Source organism: Streptomyces sp. NPDC055955, from assembly GCF_042270245.1.
GTDB lineage: Bacteria > Actinomycetota > Actinomycetes > Streptomycetales > Streptomycetaceae > Streptomyces.
In genome coordinates this window covers 556,614-575,053 of sequence record NZ_JBHJYS010000001.1, presented here as the reverse complement: position 1 = coordinate 575,053, position 18,440 = coordinate 556,614, and the positions used below count along the sequence as shown (strand labels likewise).

Here is an 18,440-nt window from a genome sequence, read left to right as displayed (position 1 = left end):
CCACGCAACCGAGAAGGAGACCTAGAGATGCTGGACATCGCCGAAGAGCTGCACCGGTGGGTCGAGCAGGGACGCGACTTCGCCGTGGCCACCGTGGTGGCCGTCGGCGGGAGCGCGCCCCGGCAGCCGGGAGCCGCACTCGCCGTCGACAGCGACGGCACAGCGATCGGCTCGGTCTCCGGCGGCTGCGTGGAGGGCGCCGTCTACGAACTGTGCCAACAGGCGCTCCAGGACGGCGAGACCGTCCTCGAACGCTTCGGCTACAGCGACGACGACGCCTTCGCCGTGGGGCTCACCTGCGGCGGAATCATCGACATCCTGGTCACCCCGGTTCGCGCGGACACCCCGGGACGGGAGGTGCTCGCGGCGGCGCTGTCCGCCGCCGCCCGAGGAAGGGCGGCGGCGGTCGCGCGCATCACCCGGGGACCGGCCGAACTCATGGGCCGCGCCCTCCTCGTACACGACGACGGCGACCCCGGGAGCGGCTTCGCGGGCGGCTTCGAGGGCAGTCTCGGCGGCCACCCCGAACTGGACCGCACCGCGGCCGGCGAGGCCCGCGCGCTCCTCGACGCCGGACGCACCGGCACGGTCGAGATCGGCGAGAGCGGCTCGCGCTGCGGTCAGCCCCTCACTCTCCTGGTCGAGTCGTCCGTCCCGCCGCCCCGCATGATCGTCTTCGGGGCCATCGACTTCGCGGCGGCGCTCGTCAGGATCGGCAAGTTCCTCGGCTACCACGTGACGGTGTGCGACGCGCGCCCCGTCTTCGCGACGCCGGCCCGCTTCCCCGACGCCGACGACATCGTCGTGGAATGGCCCCACAAGTACCTGGAGCGCACGCGGACGGACGGACGCACCGTCCTGTGCGTCCTCACCCACGACGCCAAGTTCGACGTCCCGCTCCTCCAGCTCGCGCTGCGCCTGCCCGTCGCCTACGTCGGCGCGATGGGGTCCCGCCGCACCCACCTCGACCGCAACGAACGCCTGCGTGACGTCGGTGTCACCGAGCTCGAACTGGCGCGCCTGCGCTCGCCGATCGGTCTCGACCTCGGCGCCCGCACCCCCGAGGAGACGGCGCTGTCCATCGCCTCGGAGATCGTCGCCAACCGGCGCGGCGGCAGCGGGGTCGCGCTGACGGGCGCCCACACGCCGATTCACCCCGACGGTGTGCGGTCGCCCTCCGGGCGGATCGGGTCAGTGGCCTGACCGCCCTGACCGCCCTGACCGCCCTGACCGCCCTGACCGCCCTGACCGGGCCGACCGGCCTGAAGGCTGAGTTCCGCCTCCCGGGTGGATCCGAGCAGCGTGTCGAGCGCCACGACGAGCGCCCGATGAGCCAAGTCGCGCAGAAACAAGGGCTGTCCGTACGAGAAGCCGGGCGCGTTCGCCACCTCGGTGACACGGGCGAGCCGGCCGAGGACCGTGTCGAGGTGGTCGCGGGCCTCTTCGCCGAGGGTGTCGTGGCGCGCGGTCAGGAGCGCCTCGACGGCGGCCTGTCCCCGGTCGGCCTGCTCCCTGATGAGCCCGAGAGTCCTGGCGGTGACCGACCCCGCCTCGTACTGCCTGAGCTCTCCCAGCCGGTCCGCGAAGGTGTTGCGGAGGTCGGTCAGGAGCGCCGGGAGCGCGTCCGGCAGCTCTTCCACGGGAGTCCCGGGGGCTGTGTCCGGGAGTGATGTGCCGTCGGCTGCGGGGGCGGCGGACGCGACGGACTCCTGTAAGGGCGTGGAGGCGGGTGCGGGGATGCGCACGGGGTCGGGCGCGGGCTCCGTCCCGGGCTTCGCTTCGGCCGGGTTCACCTGTCGCGGCAGCTTCACCGCTGCCGCCACCGCCTCCATCACCGTCGGTTCGGCCTCCCGTGGCCCCGGCACGACCTTCACCTGACCCGGCTCGTAGGCGTCGGCCGGCCCCAGATAGGCGCCTGCCGCTTCCGCCGCGAGCCGGAAGAACCACCACCTGTCGCGCGCGTCGTACCGGACGCGGGCCGTGAACATCAGCGCGCACGCCTGCATCGACAGGAGCCACTGACCGGTCCACTGGCCCGAGATGGTGCGCTGGTGCAGCCAGCCGTCCGGCGCCCTGCGCACCTCCTCGACGGTCCGGGCGAGCCCCTGCGGGATCAGCAGACCGGGGGTGTCCCGGCCGACGAGCAGGTCGAGGAGTTCGGCGCGGGCGTCGTCGGACATGTGCGGCAGGAAGTCGGCCACCAGGCAGAGCAGAAGATGCATGGGGTCACGGGCGAGCAGCGCCCGCTCGTCGAACCGCGACAGGTCGATCAGGACGTAGCGGCCGATGTCCGCGTCGGGCTCCTTGGGCACCATGATGTTGCCCGGGTGCAGATCGCCGTGGGCCCGCCCGCGCATCGGATAGTCGAGGGTGTGCTGCGCGAGGGGGCAACTGCCGCTCAGGTGTACGGGGTTGGGCAAGAGGGCGGCGTTCGCGCGGCCCGGTCGGATCCAGGCGGTTTCGAGGTCGAGGCCCAGTGCGTCGCGGACCCAGACGGCCAGCGGTTCCGCCGGTTCGAGGCGCTGGTCGAGGAGCTCGGAGACGAACGCGGCCGCCGTCATCTCCCCGTCCGACTTCTCGTCCGGGTTCCAGTCGGCCAGCAGGGACCGCGTGATCTGCGCCGCCACCCCGGGCATGCGCCGCTGCCGCAGGATCGTGCTGAGCGTCACCATGCTCTCGTCGTTGCCCGCGAAGCCCTGGAACATCAGCCAGGCGTCGTCCACCGGCATCGGATCGTAGAGCTGCTCCACGAGATGGTCGCGGGGGAACGAGGGGTCGCCGTTCGGCAGGGACCGCCTCGCGGCGATGAGCCGCCCCGGTTCCATCGAGGAGTCGCCGTCCGGGGAGCAGAGTTTGATGATCATCCGGCGTGCGGTGCGCCCCGGGTCGCTGTCCCGGACGAACACGGAGGCCAGGGACGCGCCGCTGCCCCCGGTGTCGAGCCAGGCCAGGGCCGTCAGCGGGCGGTGGTTCTGCTGCTGCCACTGGTCGAGCAGCGCGGCGGTGCGCGCACCGAACCGGGCGAACTGGGGGGAGCCGTCCATCAATTCAGTATCACCGCAAGGACCGCGCGCGTGTTCGCCCTCGCGTGATATCTCCTGCGAGGAGGACGAGAAGGGGGAGACGGCGATGGTACGTCTGAGGGGAAGCAGGCGCCCGAGGTGGCGCCCGGCGCCGGGTGACACGGTCGACGCGGCACGGCTGCGCGAGGAGATCACCGGGCACGAGGCCGGCACCGGCGGCCCGCTCAGATTCGAGGGGCTGCGCGTACGTGGCCGGCTGGACCTGTCCCGCTGCCGCGTGGACTCCGTGCTCGAAATGGTCGACTGCGTCTTCGACGAGCCCCTGCGCTTCGCCGAACTCACCGTCGGCGCACTGGACTTGTCGGGGTCGAAGGCGCCTGCCCTGCACGCGAACCGGATCACCGTCGACGGCGACCTGCGGCTGTCCGGGGCCACGCTCGGCAGCGGAACGCCCGTGCCCCGGCCGCTGACCGGGCCGCCCGCGGCCGGAGACGGCGCCCGCGTGCCGCGTCGGCTGCCCGAGGACTCCGCCTCGGCCGTGCTCGAACTGGCCGACGCGCGCATGGGCGGCAACCTCGTCGTGGAACAGCTCACCGTCGCCGACTCGGGCCCCTGGTCCCTGCTCGCCCCCCGCCTGAACGTGTCGGGCTCGGTCCACGCGCGCGGCCTCACGGCCTCCGGCGCCCTCTATCTGCGGGACGCCCAGATCTCCTACGCCCTCAACCTCCACGGCGCGGACGTCGGCGGCCTGGACGGCACCGGACTCGCCTGCGGGCGCGGCCTGTACGCCGACTGGGGCTTCCGCAGCGCCGGGCAGGTGCTGTTGCGCGCCGCCGCGATCGAGGGTGTCGTGACGTTCCACGACAGCGTCGTCGGCGGACCCTCGGGCGCGCTGCTCCTGAGCCGGCTCCGGGTGCCACGGCTCCGCCTCGATCTGCGCGAACCACCGGCGGGCGCGGTGGTGCTCCAGGACGCGGCCGTCGACGTACTCGTGGACTCGGCCGCCACATGGCCCGCCCCGGGCCGGCTCAACGTCGAGGGCTTCACGTACAAGCGCCTCGAAACCGCCGAGCCTCTCGACGTCCGCACCCGCATCGGCTGGCTGACCCGCGACCCGAACGCGGGCGCGGGCTCCTTCGAGCAGTTGGCGACGAGTTACGAGAGCGCGGGCGACGAGCGGTCCGCGCGCGTCGTGCGGCACGCGAGGGAGCGCCATGTGCGCCGCCTCGACCGGCTTTCGGGGCGTGTCTGGGGCCTGGTCCAGGACCTGCTGTTCGGCTACGGCTACGCCCCGCGCCGGGCGCTCGTCTGGCTGATCTCCCTGGCTGCCGCGGGGTCCCTGTGGTTCGCGTACCACGAGCCGCGCGCGGTCGGCGGCTCCGGGCAGCGGACCTGGGACCCGGTCCTGTACAGCGTCGACCTGCTCGTCCCCGTGGCGAGCCTCGGCTACCGCGGGTCCTGGGACCCGCAGGGCGCGGGCAAGGCCGTCGCCGTCTTCCTCATGGTGTCCGGCTGGACACTGGCGACGGCGGTCCTCGCGGGCGCCAGACGCGTCATCGGGAGAGGGTGAGCAGTCGGGACAGGGGGCGCGATCCGCGGAGGGTGGGTGGGCGGCCGACGCGCGGTCTCAACTGCCGTACTGCAGAAGTCTGTTGACGGCTCGGCCGAACAGCATGCGGCCCGCCCTCGCGAGCAGCGGGTCGCACCATCGTGGCAGCGGGCTCACGCGGATCTCCTCGCGCCACGCGACCAGGGACCCGGCGCCGTACGGCGCCACCTCGATCTCGGCCCAGCCCGTGACGAACGTGCCGCGTTTCTCCAGGCGGCACCGCCCGGCCGAATCGCCGTACGGGGGTGCCCAGTCGACGACCTCCATCGGGTCGTCGAAGGTGAGGCGCCCGACGCCGGTCCGCGGCACGAAGACGGTGCCCTCGCCGGTCGGGGGCGGGGTCGCGAGCCTGACACGGGTGAGGGGGACGACGTCCCCGTGCCGCTCCCAGTCCGTCATGCGGCGCCACGCCTCGGCGGCGGAAAGCGGCGATTCACGGGTGATTCGGAAGAAGGCCACGCCCGGATCCTAGAACCGCGGGCGCCCTTCGCGGTGCCGCCCGGCGCGTGCCGGATCTCCGTGCTTCCCAACTCCCAAGACCCTACGATCTGTTGTGCCGATTTGATCATGATCTCCTCACGCCGGCTGGAGCGCCCCATGGCACACACCCCCCACGTCATCGACCCCGCGGGCCGGGACCTCCACGCGGAGGCCGACCTGCTGCGCACGCGCGGCTCCGCCGCACTCGTCGAACTCCCGGGCGGCATACGGGCCTGGGCCCCGACCCGGTACGCGGTGCTCAAGCAGCTCCTCGCCGACGACCGCGTGTCCAAGGACCCCAACCAGCACTGGCCCGCGTGGATGAGCGGCGAGTTCCGCGAGACCTGGGTCAACTCCTGGGTGGGCGTGACCAACATGTTCACCGCCTACGGCAGCAACCACCGCCGCCTGCGCAAACTGATCTCGCCCGCGTTCACCAAGCGCCGCACCGACGGCCTGCGCCCCCGCATCGAGGAGCTGACCGCCGGCCTCCTCGACCGGATGGCCCAGTCGCCCGACGGCCGCGCCGACCTGCGCGCCGCGTACGCGCACCCGCTGCCGATGCAGGTCATCTGCGAGCTGTTCGGACTGCCCGAGGACCGGCGGGCCGATGCCGCCCGCCTCGTCGCCGGCATCATGGACACCACCGTCACGCCCGAGCAGGCCATGGCCGTCTGGCAGGAGGTGCAGGAGCTCCTCGGGGGCCTGGTCGCCCTCAAGCGTGAGGCGCCCGCCGACGACCTCACCAGCGTCCTGATCGCCACCCGCGACGAGGAGGACGGCTCGGGCCTGACCGAGCAGGAGCTCATCGACACGCTGCTGCTCGTCATCGGCGCCGGTCACGAGACGACCGTCAACCTCATCGGCAACGCCGTGCAGGCCCTGCTCAGCCACCCCGACCAGCTGGCCCGCGTCCGCGCGGGCGAGATCCCCTGGAGCGACGTGATCGAGGAGACCCTGCGCTGGGCGCCGTCGATCGCCAACCTGCCGCTGCGGTACGCCGTCGAGGACATCGAGCTGCCCGACGGCGTCAAGATCCCCCAGGGCGACCCGATTCTCGCGACGTACGCCTCGGCCGGGCGCGATCCGCTCCGCCACGGCGACGACGCGGGATCCTTCGACATCGCGCGCGTGGACAAGGAGCACCTCGCCTTCGGGTACGGGGTCCACTTCTGCGTCGGCGCCCCGCTCGCCCGCCTCGAAGCGGCGATTGCGCTGCCCGCGCTGTTCGAGCGCTTCCCCGGCCTGGCTCTCGACGTGAGTGAGGGCGCGGCCCCGCACGTGGAGTCCTTCATCGGCTACGGCTACCGCGAGTTGAGGGTCACCCTGTAGGGACCCGTGCGATGCGGGGGAAGGCGGTTCAGGGCTTGTAGATCTTGCCCGGCTCGGCCTTCCCCGGCGCGAAGAGCTGCGGGACGGTCACGAACACGTAGCCCTTCGCCTTGAGTTCGTCGATGACGCCGGGCACGGCGGGCACGGTGCCCTGGTAGATGTCGTGCAGCAGGATGATGCCGTCGCGCTTCGTCTGGTCGACGACGCGCTTCCTGATCAGGGCGGAGTCGTTCGTCGTGTAGTCCTTCGCCGTCACGCTCCACAGGATCTGGGCGAGGCCCTCCTTCTCGGCGAGCTCGCTGACGTGGTTGTTCGTGCGGCCCTGCGGCGGCCGCATCAGCGTCGGCCGCTTTCCGGTCAGCTTCTCTATCGCGTCGTCCGGCCGCTCGAACTCCTCCCGTATCCGCGCGTCGTCGATGTCGGTGAGGATCTTGTGGTCCCAGGTGTGGCTCGCGACCTCGTGCCCCTCGCGCTCCATGCGTCTGACCAGCTCCGGGTACTTCGCGATGTGGTTCCTGCCGAGCAGGAAGAACGTCGCGGGAACGTGTTTCTCCTTCAGGATGTCGAGCAGCCGCGCGCTGTGCTCGCTCGGGCCCGCGTCGAACGTGAGCGCCACACACTTCGCTTTGCGGCAGTCGACGGTCCCCAGTGACGCCCCCGCGTTCTCGGCGTCCGCGCGGCTCCTGTCGGCCCTGGCTCCGCTCGGGGAGGTCGTGTCGTACGACGTGCAGCCGCTCAGGCCGAAGGTCAGGGCGGCGGCGGTGCAGAGCGCGGCGGCGGCGCGGAATGCGGCCCTGGTTTTGCTCATCTTCTGAATCGCGGTAGGCATGCGAGGACTATACATAGCGCGTATACGCGCTATGTATAGTCGGGGTGTATAGGGGTCTGGCCTGCTGCGATACCTTGCGATGCGTGCTGATCCGCCCCGTGGACGCGGCGGGCAGGGTCGGACCGGGCGTGCGCGCACGATCGGCAGCGCGTGCGCCCTTGCGGACGGTGTCCCTCTGGCGCGACGCCTGGCGGTTGGGGGGGGCCGAGAGGAGGGTGGGGGCACGCGGGGCCGGGGCAGCCAGGGGGCGGTCTTCTTGTACGCGAGTGGATCTGCCCCGCTTACGGCACCCGGCGTGACCGGGACCGCCATGCGGCCAGGAATGTGAAAGCGGCCGCCGGACCGGCGGCATCGGCCTGCGGAGCGCCGGTAGGACCAGAATCCGTTCTGGCGCAGCGCGAAGAAACAGGAAGTCACGGAATCCCGCCCCAGGCACGCGCCGCGCAGCGGCACGGCAACGAGCGGGACGGCCGGAAACTTCCTCCTTCAGGAGGGAGTACGAGTCAGCACTTCCCGCACAAGCACGGCGCGGACACGACGGCGGCCGTCTTCGAACGCGCCGCCAGGAGCGGGATCAGGCCGGGATGCTCGTACACGCGGTGCAGTCATGTCGTGCGCGGGGGCGGCCTGTGATCGCCTGAGCCCTCGCCGGGCGGCGCCGCGTGCGGGACGGGGCAGCCGCGCAGGCCCGGCGTGGGGAACGTGCCGAGCTCACTGACGCGGTAGCCCTTCGGGTAGCTCTTGATCTCCCAGTTCTGGCGGGCCTGGTGCGGCGCGCGGCGGGGCGGCAGCAGACGTACCGCGCGGCCGCGCAGGCGGACGGCGCCCCGGACGAGGGTGCGCGTGAGCGGGCTCGGCGTCTCGTAGTCGAAGGCGCGCAGGAGCGGCTCGTCGAGCAGCGCGACCGTCGCCTTCTTCAGCGCCGGTTCCAGGAGGCCCGGATACCAGGACGCCATGAGGGTGAGCGTCGCGTCCGACACCCGCCGTCCGGCCTCGTCCCGGCCGAAGTGCTCGGCCTCGTAGTCGTCGAGGCAGGTCTCGAACTCCTCGTAGGACTCCGGGATGTCCTGGATTCCCATGTGCCGGCCGAGCGCGCGGTAGTAGTGCGCCGAGGCGATCACCTCGTGGCGCGAGAGGCGACGCCAGCCGTAGGTGTCGATCCAGCGCCTGGGCACGACGACGAACGTGCACAGCACGTACCGCATGTCGTCGTTGCTGATGTCGTAGCTCCGGTGCATCTGGTTGATGCGGCGGATCGCCGTGCGCCCCTGGATGCTGTCGAAGCCGTGCTCGACGACGGTGTCGAGCAGCAGCGAGGTGTCGTCGTACCGCTTCTGCGTGCGCTCCGTCAGTTCGGCCGTGCGGTCGAGCAGCCGGCCGATGCTCGGTACGGCGTAGGTGCGGTAGAGCGCCAGCTCCAGTGCGCGCGTGAGGTCCCACGGGAATTCGTAGGTGGCGGTCAGCCGGTAGATCGTCAGCCAGTCCCGGTCCGGGTCGAGCCGCCGGATCTGCCGGAGCCGTTCGTAGCGCTGCATGCCATCCCCCATCTGTGGCCGGGAGATCAACCCTACGGCGCCGCCGCCGCACCGGGACCGCTTCGGCGCGGTATGAATTCGGCGGTGAAGTGCGGGGCGGCGCAGGGCAGTTGAGGTCCGGGCGAGAGAGGTCGGGTCAGACCCCGGTCGGTACGCGGCCGGCGGCCTCGGTCTGCCGGCTCAGGCCGAGCTGCTCGGCGGGCACCCGGTGCGTCTCGCGCGCGGTGAGGGCCGCGATGACCGGCGGGACGCAGAGCGCCGCGGTGAACAGGGCGACCGCGGACCAGTCGTCGCCGTCGGGACCCGCGATCTGCGCGGCGAACGTCACCGCGAACCCGGCCACCGCGAAGCCGATCTGCGTACCGATCGCCATACCGGAGAGCCGCACCCGGGTCGAGAACATCTCGCCGTAGAAGGACGGCCAGATGCCGTTGGCCGCGCTGTACACGACGCCGAAGGTCAGGATGCCGAGGACGAGGACCAGCGGGTACGACCCCGTGCTGATCGCCCACAGGTAGCAGGCCATCAGCACGGCGCTGCCGACCGCTCCCACGAGGTAGACCGGCCTGCGGCCGATGCGGTCCGAGAGCTTCGCCCAGAGCGGGATCGCGCCGAGGGCGGCGACGTTGGCGAGGGCGCCCACCCACAGCATCCCGGTCCGGTCCATGCCCACCGAGTCGCTCGTCGCGTACGACAGGGCCCACACGGTGAAGATCGTGCTCACGGAGGCGATCAGGGACCCGGCGACGACGCGCAGGACGTCGGCCCAGTGGTCGCGCAGCAGGACGGCCAGCGGCAGTTTCACGACGCCCTCGGTCGCGGCCTGCTTGGCGAAGGCGGGGGTCTCCTCCAGGGAGCGCCGGATCGCGTACCCGACGACGGCGACGGCGACGCTCAGCCAGAACGGGACGCGCCAGCCCCACGAGAGCAGCTGGTCCTCGGGCAGGGCCGCGACCGGGATGAAGACGAGGGTGGCGATGAGCTGGCCGGCCTGGGTGCCGCTGAGGGTGAAGCTGGTGAAGAAGCCGCGGCGGCCCGGTGGTGCGTGTTCCAGCGTCATCGAGCTCGCGCTCGCCTGTTCACCCGCGGCGGAGACGCCCTGCAGGACACGGCAGAGCACGAGCAGGAGGGGGGCGAGGGAGCCGACCTGCGCGCGGCTCGGCAGGCAGCCGATGAGGAACGTCGACAGACCCATGAGGATCAGCGTGAAGACCATGATCTTCTTGCGGCCGAGCCGGTCGCCGATGTGGCCGAGGAAGAAGGCGCCGACGGGGCGGGCGGCGTAGGCGACGCCGAAGGTGGCGAGGGAGAGCAGCGTCGCGTTCGCCGGGTCGGACTCGTCGAAGAAGACCTTGGGGAAGATCAGCGCGGCGGCGCTGCCGTAGATGAAGAAGTCGTAGTACTCCAGGGCGCTGCCGGTCCAGGCCGCGAGCGCTGCCTTGCGCGGCTGGCCCTCGGGGGCCCGTGGCGGCGCGGCGGCGCCGGGGGAGGGGACGGTCACGGCGTACTCCTAGGGGGACGCTTCGGCGGTGAAGCGAGCGGAGGGGTGCGGGGTGGTGTCGTGGTGTCTTTCGCGGCCCTGGGGTGGGGCGATGCGGCTAATTAACCCACTGGGTAGTTAGTAGCGGATGGCTACGGATGTTGCGCTGGCGTTACCCGTGTGTCAAGGGGTGGGCCGCGAAAACTTCCGCACGGGCGGCCCGCCCGGCGCCCGGCCTCAGCCGTCCGTGCGGTCCGCCGTCAGATAGGCGATGACCATGTCCCCGAGCATGGTCCGGTAGTGCTCGCGCTGCTCCGCCGCCACCAGGTCACGGCCGAAGAGCGCGCCGAACGTGTGCCGGTTCGAGACCCGGAAGAAGCAGAACGAGCTGATCATCGCGTGCAGGTCGACGGCGTCGATGTCGGCCGTGAACAGGCCCGACGCGCGCCCGGCGTCGAGGATGCGCCGGATCACCTCGATCGCGGGCGAATTGAGCGCGCCGAGCTGTTCGGAGGCGGCGATGTGCTCCGCCTCGTGGATGTTCTCGATCGCGACCAGGCGGATGAAGTCGGGGTGCGCCTCGTGGTGGTCGAAGGTGAGCTCGGCGAGCCGGCGGATGGCCGCGACCGGGTCCAGGTGGTCGACGTCGACCTCCTGCTCGGCCTGCCGGATCGCCGAGTACGCGTGCTCCAGAACCGCCGTGAACAGCTGTTCCTTGCCGCCGAAGTAGTAGTAGATCATCCGCTTCGTGGTGCGGGTGCGGGCCGCGATCTCGTCGACGCGGGCGCCCGTGTACCCGGCGCGGGCGAACTCCTGGGTGGCGACGTCGAGGATCTCGGCCTTGGTGCGGGCGGCGTCGCGGATCCGTCCGGCGGGTCGCGTCGGCTCTTCGACTGTGGCCATGCGTTCCTCCGGGTCGGTTCGGTGCTGGTGATTGTAGAAGCAGCGCCGGGGCCGGTGGCCGGCTGCCCTTTCCAGGATGCCGCGTTCCTGGTATCACTAACGAACCAGTTCGTACATTAGGAGAAACGGTGCCTCAGGACTCCTGCCTCGTCGGTCTGATCGGTTCGGGCATCGGCCCCTCGCTGAGCCCCGCGCTCCACGAGCGGGAGGCCGACCGTCAGGGCCTGCGCTATCTCTACCGGCTGATCGACATCGACCCCCTGGGGGCCACCCCCGACCAGGTCGGCGACCTGGTGAGGGCGGCCCGGGCCGTGGGCTACGACGGCCTGAACATCACCCACCCCTGCAAGCAGCTCGTCATCCCGCACCTCGACGAGCTCGCCCCACAGGCCGAAGCGCTCGGCGCCGTCAACACGGTCGTCTTCGAGGGCGGGCGCGCCGTCGGCCACAACACCGACGTCACCGGATTCGCAGCGTCCTTCGCCCGTGGCCTGCCCGAGGCCCCGCTCGACCGGGTCGTGCAGCTCGGCGCGGGCGGCGCGGGCGCGGCCGTCGCGCACGCCGTGCTCACGCTGGGCGGCGGCCACCTCACCGTCGTGGACGCGATGGCCGAACGCGCCGCGGCCTTGGCCACGTCGCTGAACAGGCACTTCGGCGAGGGCCGCGCGTCCGCCGGTACCCAGGACCGTATCGAGGAGCACCTCGCCCGCGCCGACGGCCTCGTCCACGCCACGCCCACCGGCATGGCCGCCCACCCCGGACTCCCGCTCCCCGCCCGGCTCCTGCGCCCGTCCCTGTGGGTCGCGGAAGTCGTCTACCGGCCGCTGGAGACGGAACTGCTCCGCACCGCGAGGGAGTTGGGCTGCGCCACGCTCGACGGGGCGGGCATGGCGGTGTTCCAGGCCGCCGACGCGTTCCGGCTCTTCACACGCCGCGAGCCGGACAGCGCGCGGATGCTCGCGGACATCGCCGAACTCGCGGGCGCGGCGGCCGCACGGGGCTGACCCGCCCGCCCCGGCCGACGCGCCCACCCCCACCCCGTCCCCTCCGAAGGAGCACCGTCGTGCGCACCTCGATCGCCACCGTCTCGCTCAGTGGATCCCTGACCGAGAAACTCACCGCCGCCGCCTCCGCCGGATTCGACGGGGTGGAGATCTTCGAGAACGACCTCCTCGCGAGTCCCCTGACCCCCGAGGAGATCAGGACCCGCACCGCCGACCTCGGCCTGACCATCGACCTCTACCAGCCGATGCGGGACATCGAAGCAGTGCCGCCGAAGGAGTTCGAGCGGAACCTGCGCCGCGCCGAACACAAGTTCCGGCTGATGAACCGGCTCGGCACGGACACCGTCCTGGTGTGCTCCAGCGTCTCGCCCCTCGCCGTCGACGACGACGCGCTCGCCGCCGAACACCTCCACAGGCTCGCGGAGTCGGCGCAGGAACACGGCGTACGCGTGGCCTACGAAGCACTCGCCTGGGGCCGCCACGTCAGCACCTACGACCATGCCTGGCGCATCGTCGAGGCGGCGGGGCACCCGGCGCTCGGCACCTGTCTGGACAGCTTCCACATCCTCGCCCGCGGCTGCGACCCCAAGGGCATCGAGGGCATCCCCGGCGAGAAGATCTTCTTCCTCCAGCTCGCCGACGCCCCGCTGATGGCGATGGACGTGCTCCAGTGGAGCCGCCACTACCGCTGCTTTCCCGGGCAGGGCGGCCTGGACGTGACCGGACTCGTCCGGCACGTGATCAACGCCGGTTACACGGGCCCGCTCTCGCTGGAAGTGTTCAACGACGTCTTCCGGCAGGCCGACGCGGGCCCCACCGCCGTCGACGCCCGGCGCTCCCTGATGCTCCTCCAGGAGGCCGCACAGATCGCGGCGCCGCCCGCGCCGGTCCAGCCCACCGGCTTCGCCTTCGCGGAACTCACCACCCCGGACGCCGGTGCCGTGTCCGCACTCCTCGGCGCGCTCGGCCTGGCCCGGACGGCCAGGCACCGCAGCAAGCCCGTCGAACTGTGGCAGCGCGGCGAGGCCCGCATCCTCGTCACCACGGATCCGGTCCGCCACCGCGACGGGCTCGCCCTCGCCGCGCTCGGCCTGGAATCCCCCGACCCGGCGGGGGCGGCGGCCCGCGCCGAGTCGCTCCTCGCCCCCGTGCTGCCGCGCTACCGGGCACCGGAGGACGCCCCGCTGGACGCGGTGGCGGCGCCCGACGGCGTGGAGATCTTCTTCTGCGCGACGGACCGGGCGGGCCTGCCGAACTGGAGGGAGGACTTCCCGCCCCTGACCGGCGACGGCGCCGGAGAACCGGATCCGCGGGGCGCCGTCCTGTGCATCGACCACCTCGCCCTGACCCAGCCCTGGCACCAGTTCGACGAGGCCGCTCTCTTCCACCGCACGGTCCTGGGCCTCGAGCCCGAGGAGAGCGTCGACGTCGCCGACCCCTACGGGCTGCTGCGCAGCCGCGCCGTCACGAACGACGACGGCACGGTGCGGATCGCCCTCGGCATCGGCCCCGGCCCCGCCGACGACGCCGGCCGCGCCCAGCACATCGCCCTGGCGACGGACGACGTGGTCGCCGCCGCGCGCGCCTTCCAGGACGCGGGCGGGCGCCCGTTGCCCGTACCGCCCAACTACCACGACGACCTGGCGGCGCGCTTCGAGTTCGCCCCGGGCGAGGCGGAGGCGTACCGGGAGCTCGGCATCCTCTACGACCGTGACGAGCACGGCACCTTCCGGCACTTCTACACGGAGACGGTCGGCCGCGTCTTCTTCGAAGTGGTCCAGCGCGACGGCGGGTACCGCGGTTACGGAGCCCAGAACGCCCCCGTCCGTCTCGCCGCCCAGCACGCACTGCGCCCCGGACGCAGGTAGGCCCCGCGCAGTACCGCCGTGACGCGTCAGTCCAGGCAGAACTCGTTTCCCTCCGGGTCGGTCATCACGATGTAGCCCGTGCTCAGCGGGGGAGCGGGCTCGTCGCGGCGCACCCGCGCGGCGCCGAGGGCGACGAGCCGGGCGCACTCGGCCTCGAGCGCCGTCATCCGCTCCTCCCCCTCCAGACCAGGGGCCGCGCGGACGTCGAGGTGGACGCGGTTCTTGGCGGCCTTGTCCTCCGGCACCTGCTGGAAGAACAGCCTCGGACCCCGCCCCTCCGGGTCCTCGATGGCGGACCGCGTGTTGCGCTGCTCCTCCGGTACGCCGATCCGCGTGAGGAAGTCGTCCCACGCGGCCAGCGGGTCGGCGCCCTCGGGGACCTCGACGCCGGGCGGCCCGGGGTGGACGTAGCCCAGTACGTCGCGCCAGAACGACGACAGCGCCCTCGGGTCGTGGGCGTCGAAGGTGACCTGGATGTGGCGGCTCACGGGGGTGCTCCGTTCGTAGCAGGGTGCGTGTGCGCGGGCGAGGTCCGCGGGACGGTGCGTAGGCGTCCCTCAAGCCACCCTGGCAGCTCTTGCGGACAGATTCCGCTCGTATTGCCGGTGTGCCGGAACCGAAAGCTGCTTGGTCGTTCAACCAATGCCCACGGCGCGGGGGTGACGTTTTCCGTGTGGTGCACCAGTCGTTTCCGGCCCCGCTCCCGGCTTCACTGGCTGTGAGGCAGCAGCTGAGGGGGGTTGGAGACATGGATCTGAACACGGTGAAGGAAGTGCGTGACGCGCGGCTGCGCGAGCCCTGGCAACCGGGCGACGCCTGGCTCGGCGGGGGCACGTACCTGTTCTCCGAGCCGCAGCCCCATCTGCGGCGCCTGGTGGATCTGAGCCGCATGGGCTGGGAGTCCCTCACCCTCGGCGAGGACGGCTCGCTGGAGATCGCGGCCACGTGCACCATCGCCCAACTCTCCCGGTTCGGGCGGAAGTTCGGGGCCCCGGCGGCTCCGTTGATCGAGCAGTGCTGTCGTGCCTTTCTCGCCTCGTTCAAGATCTGGAACATGGCGACCGTGGGCGGGAACCTGTGCAACGGGCTGCCGGCCGGACCCATGATCTCGCTGACCGCCGCACTCGACGGCACCTGTCTGCTCCAGTCGCAGGCAGGGGTGAGGCGGACCGTGAAGGTCGCCGACTTCATCACCGGCGCGGGCCGCAAGGACCTCGGCGAGGGCGAACTGCTCCGCTCGGTCACCGTGCCCGCGCGGGCACTCGGCTGCCGTACGGCCTTCCGCCAGGCGTCGCTGTACGGGCTCGGCCGCTCGGGAGCGCTGGTCATCGGGACGCTCGATCCGGTGGACGGGTCGATGGCGGTGACGATCAGCGCGGCGACCGTACGGCCGTTCCGCCTCTGGTTCCCGCTGCCGCCCGACAAGGGCGAACTCCGGCGGGCGATCGAAGCGGCCGTGGGCGAGGACGACTGGTTCGACGACATCCACGGACTGCCCGAGTGGCGGCGGCACATGGGCTTCCGCCTCGCCGAGGAAGTCCGCCACGAACTGACCCGGCTCTCCCAGGACGGTGCACGATGAGCTTCGACATCGAGGTCAACGCCCAGCACTTCGACACCGAGCCGCGGGCGGGCCAGTGTCTGCGTACGTATCTGCGCGAGCGCGGCTGGTTCGGGGTGAAGAAGGGCTGTGACGCGGGCGACTGCGGCGCCTGCACGGTCCATGTGGACGGGGAGCCGGTCCACAGCTGCCTGTACCCGGCCGTACGGGCACAGGGCCGCTCCGTGACGACCGTCGAGGGGCTCGCCTCCCCGGAGGGTGAACTCCACCCCGTCCAGCAGAAGTTCCTCGGTGCCCAGGGGTTCCAGTGCGGCTTCTGCACCGCCGGATTCCTGATGACGACGGCCGCCCTCGAAGCCGAGCGGGGCACCGAACACGACGACGGCAAACTGGACGACCTGCCCCGCGCCTTCAAGGGCAACATCTGCCGGTGCACCGGCTACCGCGCGATCGAGGACTCCGTGCGGGGCGTGCGGCACACCGAACGCCCCTGCGCGGGCAAGGCGGTCGGCAAGAGCCTCGGCGCGCCCGCGGGCCCCCAGGTCGTGACCGGCACCGCCCGCTACACCTTCGATGTCGAGGTGCCCGGCCTCCTCCACATGAAGCTGCTGCGCTCCCCGCATCCGCACGCCCGCATCGTCTCCATCGACACCGCGGACGCCCTGCGCGTGCCCGGCGTGCACGCCGTCCTCACCCACGAGGACGCCCCCGAGACCCTGTACTCCTCGGCCCGTCACGAGCATCCCACCGAGGACCCCGACGACACCCGCGTCCTCGACGACACCGTCCGCCACGTCGGCCAGCGCGTCGCCGCCGTGGTCGCCGACAGCGAACAGGCCGCCGAGGAGGGCTGCCGACGGGTGGACGTCGTCTACGAGCAACTCCCGTACGTCACCGACCCCGAGAAGGCGATGGCCCCCGGCGCCCCCGTCATCCACGAGGGCAAGGGCCCCGAGGTACGGATCTCCCGCGTGGAGAACAACGTCGCCGGCGAAGTGCACGGCGAGATCGGCTCCGTCGCGGACGGCTTCGCCGACGCCGACGTCGTCCACGAGGAGACCTTCCGCACGCAGCGCGTCCAGCACGCCAGCCTGGAGACCCACGGCTGCGTCGCGTACTTCGAGCCCAAGGAGGACGGCACCGGCGAACGCCTCACCGTCCGCTCCTCCACCCAGACCCCGTTCCTGACGCGCCGCGCCCTGTGCGCCCTGTACGGGCTGCCCGAGGACGAGGTGCGCGTCGTCGCCGGGCGCGTGGGCGGCGGCTTCGGCGGCAAGCAGGAGATGCTGACCGAGGACGTCGTCACGCTGGCGGCGCTGAAGCTGCGGCGGCCGGTGAAGCTGGAGTACACGCGCGCGGAGCAGTTCTACGGAGCGACCACCCGCCACCCCTTCACCGTCGGCATCAAGGTCGGCGCCCGCACCGACGGCACCCTGACCGCGATCCAGATGCGCGTCGTCGCCAACACCGGCGCCTACGGCAACCACGGCCCCGCCGTCATGTTCCACAGCGTCGGCGAGTCGTTCGCCGTCTACCGCGCCCCGCACAAGAAGGTCGACGCGTTCTCCGTCTACACGAACGTCGTCCCGGCCGGCGCCTTCCGCGGCTACGGCCTCGGCCAGGTCACCTTCGCCGTCGAATCGGTCATGGACGAGCTGGCCCGCCGGCTCGGCATGGACCCCCTCGTCTTCCGGGAGAAGAACATCATCGGCCCCGGCGAGCACATGCTCAGCCCGATCGGCGAGGAGGAGGACCTCCACATCGCCTCGTACGGTCTCGACCAGTGCCTGGGGGTCGTGCGCAAGGCGATCGCCGAGGACACCAGCGCCCAGCAGGCCCCCGAGGGCTGGCTGGTCGGGCAGGGCACGGCCATGGCCATGATCGCGACCGGCCCGCCCGGCGGGCACTACGCCGACGCCCGCGTGTCCCTCCTGGCCGACGGGACGTACGACATCGCCGTCGGCACGGCCGAGTTCGGCAACGGCACCACCACCGTCCACAAGCAGATCACCGCGGGCGCCCTGAACACCACCGAGGACCGCCTCACGGTCCGGCAGTCCGACACCGACGTCGTCCGCCACGACACCGGGGCCTTCGGCTCCGCGGGCACGGTGGTGGCCGGCAAGGCCGTCCTCCTCGCCGCCGGCTCGCTCGCCGAACGGCTGCGGACCTTCGCCGCCCGGCACACGGGGGTCGCCCGGCACCTGTGCGTGCTCGGGGCCGAGGCCGTCGACTGCGCGGGCCGGGTGGTGACGCTGAAGGAGCTGTACGAGGCGGCCGAGGCGAAGGGCGCGACGGACGAGGTGGCCGCCGACGGCCACTGGGGCGGATCGCCCCGCTCCGTCGCCTTCAACGCCCAGTGGTTCCGCCTCGCCGTCGATCCCGACACCGGCGAGATCCGCATCCTGCGCAGCGTCCACGCGGCCGATGCGGGCAAGGTCATGAACCCGATGCAGTGCCGCGGCCAGGTCGAGGGAGGCGTCGCGCAGGCGCTCGGGGCGACGCTCTTCGAGACGGTACGCGTCGACGACCGCGGCGAGGTCACGACCGCAGCCTTCCGCCGCTACCGCCTCCCGCAGTACGCCGACGTCCCGCGCACCGAGGTCCACTTCATGGAGACCACCGACGCGATCGGCCCGCTCGGCGCCAAGTCGATGAGCGAGAGCCCGTTCAACCCGGTCGCCCCCGCCTTCGCCAACGCGCTGCGCGACGCCACCGGCATCCGGTTCACCGAGATGCCGGTCACCCGGGACCGTGTCTGGCTCGCCCTCGACCGGCACCGGTCCGTTCCGGGCGCCTGACCCGGGCCGAACGGA

The 18,440-nt window shown here is 72.0% G+C and carries 14 protein-coding genes; 7 read left to right on the top strand and 7 right to left on the bottom strand.

The features are described from left to right. The first annotated feature begins 27 nt into the window (after nucleotides 1–27). Nucleotides 28–1,203 carry an XdhC family protein gene (locus ACFC96_RS02415; RefSeq protein ID WP_376251232.1) on the top strand — a complete coding sequence of 392 codons (1,176 nt, stop codon included), beginning with the start codon at nucleotides 28–30 and terminating at the stop codon, nucleotides 1,201–1,203. Here the strand turns inward: ACFC96_RS02415 and ACFC96_RS02410 are convergent. Further along, entirely contained in the window at nucleotides 1,152–3,044 is a 1,893-nt protein-coding gene (locus ACFC96_RS02410; RefSeq protein WP_376609709.1) for a hypothetical protein, read from the bottom strand. The two genes, ACFC96_RS02415 and ACFC96_RS02410, sit on opposite strands and share 52 nt — an antisense overlap. Nucleotides 3,045–3,129: 85 nt before the next feature. On the opposite strand from ACFC96_RS02410, the gene ACFC96_RS02405 reads away from it, so the two are divergent. Next, nucleotides 3,130–4,593: a hypothetical protein gene (locus ACFC96_RS02405; protein WP_376609707.1), complete on the top strand. Its 1,464-nt coding sequence runs from the start codon at nucleotides 3,130–3,132 to the stop codon at nucleotides 4,591–4,593. 57 nt (nucleotides 4,594–4,650) lie between these two features. Here the strand turns inward: ACFC96_RS02405 and ACFC96_RS02400 are convergent, their stop codons facing one another. After that, on the bottom strand, nucleotides 4,651–5,091 hold the full coding sequence (locus tag ACFC96_RS02400; RefSeq protein ID WP_376219936.1) for an SRPBCC family protein: 441 nt from the start codon (nucleotides 5,089–5,091) through the stop codon (nucleotides 4,651–4,653). 138 nt (nucleotides 5,092–5,229) lie between these two features. Here ACFC96_RS02400 and ACFC96_RS02395 point away from each other — a divergent pair, with 138 nt between their 5' ends. Beyond that, a complete protein-coding gene (locus ACFC96_RS02395; RefSeq protein WP_376609705.1) occupies nucleotides 5,230–6,444 on the top strand; it encodes a cytochrome P450 in 1,215 nt (404 codons plus the stop codon). Nucleotides 6,445–6,472: 28 nt separating this feature from the next. Here the strand turns inward: ACFC96_RS02395 and ACFC96_RS02390 are convergent, their stop codons facing one another. The 4 genes from ACFC96_RS02390 to ACFC96_RS02375 form a co-directional block, all read right to left on the bottom strand. Next, nucleotides 6,473–7,252: a polysaccharide deacetylase family protein gene (locus ACFC96_RS02390; protein ID WP_376609912.1), complete on the bottom strand. Its 780-nt coding sequence runs from the start codon at nucleotides 7,250–7,252 to the stop codon at nucleotides 6,473–6,475. Nucleotides 7,253–7,878: 626 nt separating this feature from the next. Continuing rightward, on the bottom strand, nucleotides 7,879–8,808 hold the full coding sequence (locus ACFC96_RS02385) for an oxygenase MpaB family protein (protein WP_376609703.1): 930 nt from the start codon (nucleotides 8,806–8,808) through the stop codon (nucleotides 7,879–7,881). 136 nt (nucleotides 8,809–8,944) lie between these two features. Then, complete coding sequence (locus ACFC96_RS02380; RefSeq protein ID WP_376251243.1) at nucleotides 8,945–10,309, bottom strand: MFS transporter; 1,365 nt, start codon at nucleotides 10,307–10,309, stop codon at nucleotides 8,945–8,947. A gap of 216 nt (nucleotides 10,310–10,525) precedes the next feature. Beyond that, on the bottom strand, nucleotides 10,526–11,191 hold the full coding sequence (locus ACFC96_RS02375) for a TetR/AcrR family transcriptional regulator (RefSeq protein WP_376251245.1): 666 nt from the start codon (nucleotides 11,189–11,191) through the stop codon (nucleotides 10,526–10,528). Between the two features lie 128 nt (nucleotides 11,192–11,319). On the opposite strand from ACFC96_RS02375, the gene ACFC96_RS02370 reads away from it, so the two are divergent. Together ACFC96_RS02370 and ACFC96_RS02365 are read left to right on the top strand one after the other, a co-directional pair. Continuing rightward, nucleotides 11,320–12,195 (top strand): shikimate dehydrogenase, encoded by an 876-nt coding sequence (locus ACFC96_RS02370; protein ID WP_376609701.1) that lies wholly within the window; start codon nucleotides 11,320–11,322, stop codon nucleotides 12,193–12,195. A gap of 59 nt (nucleotides 12,196–12,254) precedes the next feature. Beyond that, nucleotides 12,255–14,063 (top strand): bifunctional sugar phosphate isomerase/epimerase/4-hydroxyphenylpyruvate dioxygenase family protein, encoded by a 1,809-nt coding sequence (locus ACFC96_RS02365; RefSeq protein WP_376609699.1) that lies wholly within the window; start codon nucleotides 12,255–12,257, stop codon nucleotides 14,061–14,063. A gap of 26 nt (nucleotides 14,064–14,089) precedes the next feature. Here ACFC96_RS02365 and ACFC96_RS02360 read toward each other — a convergent pair whose 3' ends face one another. Then, nucleotides 14,090–14,551, bottom strand: coding sequence for a VOC family protein (locus ACFC96_RS02360; RefSeq protein WP_376251250.1), 462 nt, complete (start codon nucleotides 14,549–14,551; stop codon nucleotides 14,090–14,092). Nucleotides 14,552–14,811: 260 nt separating this feature from the next. Here ACFC96_RS02360 and ACFC96_RS02355 point away from each other — a divergent pair, with 260 nt between their 5' ends. Both ACFC96_RS02355 and ACFC96_RS02350 read left to right on the top strand, forming a co-directional pair. After that, a complete protein-coding gene (locus ACFC96_RS02355; protein ID WP_376609697.1) occupies nucleotides 14,812–15,645 on the top strand; it encodes an FAD binding domain-containing protein in 834 nt (277 codons plus the stop codon). Next, complete coding sequence (locus tag ACFC96_RS02350; protein ID WP_376251254.1) at nucleotides 15,642–18,425, top strand: molybdopterin-dependent oxidoreductase; 2,784 nt, start codon at nucleotides 15,642–15,644, stop codon at nucleotides 18,423–18,425. The genes ACFC96_RS02355 and ACFC96_RS02350 overlap by 4 nt, the downstream gene beginning before the upstream one ends. Nucleotides 18,426–18,440: the final 15 nt, after the last annotated feature.